Raw genomic sequence first — 4091 nt, forward strand, 5'->3', positions numbered from 1 at the left:
GACCGCGGTCGAACTCCGCGGTCGCGGCGCTGATCGCGCCCAGCGACTCGATTCGGATCTCGGCCAGCATCGCCGGTTACTGCCCCCGCCAGCCGGTGACCGGCAGGCGGAATTTGCGTACCAGGCGGTCGGTGAACGGCGCGCTGTCGAGCCGCACCCACTTCAGGGGTGTCGTGCATTTGGTGACCTCGAGCCGGCCGCCCGCCGGTACCCGCATCTCGCGGCGCCCGTCGCAGAACACCAGCGCCTCGTGGCTGTCGTCCTCGATCTCGATGGCGATCAGCGCGGTCGGACTGGTCACCATCGGGCGGGCGAACAGGGCGTGGGCGTTGTTGGGCACCACGATGATCGCCTCCAGGTCCGGCCAGACCACCGGGCCGCCCGCCGAGAACGCGTAGGCGGTGGAGCCGGTCGGACTCGACACCAGCACACCGTCGCAACCGAAGGACGAGACCGGCCTGCCGTCGATCTCCAGCACCACGCCGATCACCCCGAGCCGCGCCCCTTTCTCCAGGCTCGCCTCGTTGAGCGCCCAGCCACGGGAGATGACCTCACCGCCTGCGCGCACGGCGAGGTCCAGCGTCATCCGCTCCTCGACCCGGTAGTTGCGGGCGACGACGTGTTCGAGGACGTCGTCGAGGGCCTCGGCTTCGGCCTCGGCCAGAAAGCCGATCCGTCCGAGGTTGATTCCGAGCACCGGGATCTCGGCGTTGCGGGCCAGCTCGGCGGCCCGCAGAAACGTTCCGTCCCCGCCGAGTACCAGCACCAGCTCGCAGCCGACCGCGGCATTGGCGTCGGCGTCGACGACTTCGAAGTCGGACGGCAGCGCCCGCGGATCGGCGGGATCCTGGCGCAGCGTGCCGCGGTCGACCGCCTCGGCGGACAGCACCCGCAGTCCGATTCCGTTGTCGCCCAGCACCTTCTCGACCCGACGAGCCGTCTCGGTGGCCTCGTCACGACCGGTGTGCACGACGAGCAGGATCACCCGCTGCGAAGTCATTGCGGTCCTTCCGCGACGGCGCGGCGCACCGCGGCGTCCAGTTCGTCTCCGTGCAGCGCGCGTTCGCTGTCGGCGCGCAGCCAGAGAAAGTATTCGACATTGCCCGACGGCCCGGGCAACGGGCTCGCGGTGGCGCCGACGGTCTGCCAACCCAGTTGACCGGCGCGCGCGGCGACGCCCAGCACCGCGGCCGCACGCAGTTCGGGATCGGACACCACACCACCGGCACCGACCTGCTCGCGCCCGACCTCGAACTGTGGCTTCACCATGGGAACGATATCGGCGGTCGCCGACGCGCACGCGGTCAGTGCGGGCAGCACGGTGGCCAGCGAGATGAACGACAGGTCGGCGACCACCAGATCCACCGGCGCGCCGATACCTGCGGCGGTGAGGTCGCGCACGTTGGTGCGTTCGATGACCGTCACCCGCGGATCCGAGCGCAGCGACCAGGCCAGCTGGCCGTAGCCGACGTCGACCGCGACGACCTCGGTCGCGCCACGGTCGAGCAGCACCTCGGTGAAACCTCCGGTCGAGGCCCCTGCGTCGAGACAACGCCGGCCGGCAACGTCGATGCCGAAGGCGTCCAGCGCACCGATCAATTTGTGCGCACCGCGCGACACCCACGTGCGCTCGTCACTGGCTTCGACGGTGAGATTGGCGGTGATGGCGACCGCGGTCGCGGGCTTGACCGCCCGCATGCCGTCGATGCTGACCCGGCCGGCGCTGATCAGTTCGGCCGCCTGCTGGCGCGACCGAGCCAATCCTCGGCGGACCAGCTCAGCGTCAACCCGGGCACGCCGCGTCATCCGCGAACTCAGCCCTTCTCCACCGATTCCAGTGCATTGACCAGGATCTGGTGCGCTTCCTCGAGCTGTCGGCCCACGGCATCGATGTCGACAGCGGTGATGTCGGCGCTGTCCGCGTCGACGGCGGGCAGCTGGGCCAGCACGGCGGCGATGTCGGTGCGGATCTGTTCGGGGTCGGTGTTCATAGCACCGTTCACGCTAGCCGATCCGCCCATGCCGGCAGGGAGCCGCGCTGCGACTCACGCCGTCAGCAGGGCCCAGCGCTGCAGTGCGGCGCGCGCGGTGTCGTCACCGGCGCGCACCGCGACCGGGCCGGCGCCGTGGTCCCACACCGCCCGCGCGGCGGCCCGGACCACCGACAGCCCGTCGCCACCCGGGTCGCCGCCTGCGGCCACCACGGTGATCGCGTCGCCGTCGACCTCGACCCGCCAGGCCGGCTGTTCGGCCACCGCGAGGACGTCGACGCCGGCGTGCAGGTCCCGTAGGTCGGCACCGATGTAGGTCGGCCGCTGATGCGGCACCGCATGCACCACCTCGGCGGCGGTGCTGACGCCCGACAGCACCACCAGGCTGGGCAGCTCCGCAGCGTTGGCACCGGCGATATCGGTGTCCAGACGATCACCGACCACCAGCGGGTCGGCAAAAGAACCGCGCGCCAGCGCATCTCGCATCAACGCGGTCGCCGGCTTTCCGGCCACTTGGGGTTCGGCGTCGGTGGCGCTCCGCAACGCGGCCACCATCGATCCGTTGCCGGGCAGCAGCCCCCGCTCCGTCGGCAGCGTGCGGTCGACGTTGGCGGCCACCCACAGCGCTCCCGCGCGGATGGCGAGCGCCGCCTCGGCCAGGTCGGGCCAACCGGTGGCGGTGGAATGCCCCTGCACGACGGCGACCGGCGCGTCGGCGAACTGACGCACCGGTCGCAGACCGACCGCCTCAATCTCACCGGCCAGCGCGTCGGTGCCGACGATCAGCACCTTTGACCCTGCCGCGAGCTGCCCGGCGAGCAGCCGGGCGGCGCTCTGCGCGCTGGTCACCACATCGTCGGCATGAGCGGTGAATCCGAGCTCGCGCAGGTGGGCGGCGACGTCGTCGGCGGCCCGGGACGCGTTGTTGGTGACGAACAGCTTGCGGGTGTGCGCCGCATCGAGGGCGGCGATGGCCCCTTCGGTCGGCTCGTGACCGCGGAACACCGTGCCGTCGAGGTCGAGCAGCAGGCAATCATGCTGCCGCGCAAGCGTTGTCACGTCAGGCCAACTCGCTGACTCGATCTTCGGCATCGGTGACACCGTCGATGTCGGCCGAGGCCGCGTGGATGAACCACTGCAGCGCCTCGGCACTGCGGTCGAGCGCCAGCAGCGCCTCGGCATAGGCATAGAACAGTCGCGCGGCGGTCGACCCGGTCCGCGTCGGATCCGGCTGCGGGCTGGACAACACGGACAGCGCCGCGTCCAACTGGCCGAGATCCGCTCGGGCGCCGGCGGCGACGATCCGAAGCTCGTCGGCGTCGTCACCGGTCAGTTCGGCGGCCTCGGGGCTGCGGGCCAACTCGATCGCCCGTTCCGGCCGGCCCACTCCGCGCTCGCAGTCCGCGATCAGCGGCAGCAACTGCGATTTGCTGCCCATGCGGCGGGCCGCACGGAACTCCGAGAGCGCCTGAGCCCAGTCACCACACTGATAGGCCGCGATACCGACCGCCTCCCGGACGGCGGCGATTCGCCCGGAGCGGGCACGGGCAGCCTGCGCGTGTTCGAGCGCGGCCTCCGGATCCTCGTCGAGCAGCTCGCCGGCCGCGACCAGGTGACGGGCCACGGTGTCGGCGGTCGAACGATCCAAAGTCGAGAGCTCGCCCCGTATTTCCGGGGCGAGTTGCTTGGCTTCGATGGACGCCGGAATCACCGGCCCGGGCGGGCCCTGGGTGCGGTCGGCTCCGTCGCCGTTGTGCTGGGGCTGAGCGCGACGGGCGCGGCCGGGACCCGAGCGCTGCGGAGCACCGGCGCCCCGACGATCACGCCCGCCGGCACCGGCGCCCGCAGGACGACGCGGCGCACGCCCGCCGGAATTGCCTTGCCTGTCATCGACCACCTGTAAAGGATACGGGCAGCGGCGAGACACCCACAATTCGGACTTTTGAATAAACGCCATCAAATTCGCATTGGGAAATGGAAACGCCCCCCGATTTCTCGGGGGGCGTTTCACTAAATTGTGTTCGGCGGTGTCCTACTTTTCCACCCGTGTTGGGTAGTATCATCGGCGCTGGCAGGCTTAGCTTCCGGGTTCGGGATGGG

General features: G+C 70.7%; 6 protein-coding genes. All 6 read right to left on the minus strand.

What is annotated here, in order from left to right; all coding sequences use genetic code 11:
• Positions 1-70, minus strand: a 70-nt coding sequence (locus MSZK_RS33660) for a hypothetical protein (protein WP_371411424.1), incomplete at its 3' end; no start/stop codon positions are given.
• A gap of 6 nt (positions 71-76) precedes the next feature.
• Entirely contained in the window at positions 77-1000 is a 924-nt protein-coding gene (locus MSZK_RS30755; RefSeq protein ID WP_099252303.1) for an NAD kinase, read from the minus strand.
• Positions 997-1806 (minus strand): TlyA family RNA methyltransferase, encoded by an 810-nt coding sequence (locus MSZK_RS30760; protein WP_099252304.1) that lies wholly within the window; start codon positions 1804-1806, stop codon positions 997-999. The genes MSZK_RS30755 and MSZK_RS30760 overlap by 4 nt, the downstream gene beginning before the upstream one ends.
• A gap of 8 nt (positions 1807-1814) precedes the next feature.
• Positions 1815-1991: a hypothetical protein gene (locus MSZK_RS32755; RefSeq protein ID WP_099252305.1), complete on the minus strand. Its 177-nt coding sequence runs from the start codon at positions 1989-1991 to the stop codon at positions 1815-1817.
• A 54-nt stretch (positions 1992-2045) separates the two neighbouring features.
• The gene (locus tag MSZK_RS30770; protein WP_099252306.1) at positions 2046-3050 is read right to left on the minus strand and encodes an HAD-IIA family hydrolase; all 1005 of its coding nucleotides are present in this window, start codon (positions 3048-3050) and stop codon (positions 2046-2048) included.
• Between the two features lies 1 nt (position 3051).
• Entirely contained in the window at positions 3052-3888 is an 837-nt protein-coding gene (locus MSZK_RS30775) for a tetratricopeptide repeat protein (protein ID WP_099252307.1), read from the minus strand.
• Positions 3889-4091 lie beyond the last annotated feature (203 nt).

The organism is Mycobacterium sp. shizuoka-1, from assembly GCF_002723835.1.
Taxonomy (GTDB): domain Bacteria; phylum Actinomycetota; class Actinomycetes; order Mycobacteriales; family Mycobacteriaceae; genus Mycobacterium.

Excerpts from the sequence above, each read along its gene's own strand:
- MSZK_RS30760 (WP_099252304.1), bottom strand. The coding sequence starts at position 1,806 with ATGACGCGGCGTGCCCGGGTTGACGCTGAGCTGGTCCGCCGAGGATTG.
- MSZK_RS32755 (WP_099252305.1), bottom strand. The coding sequence starts at position 1,991 with ATGAACACCGACCCCGAACAGATCCGCACCGACATCGCCGCCGTGCTG.
- MSZK_RS30755 (WP_099252303.1), bottom strand. The coding sequence starts at position 1,000 with ATGACTTCGCAGCGGGTGATCCTGCTCGTCGTGCACACCGGTCGTGAC.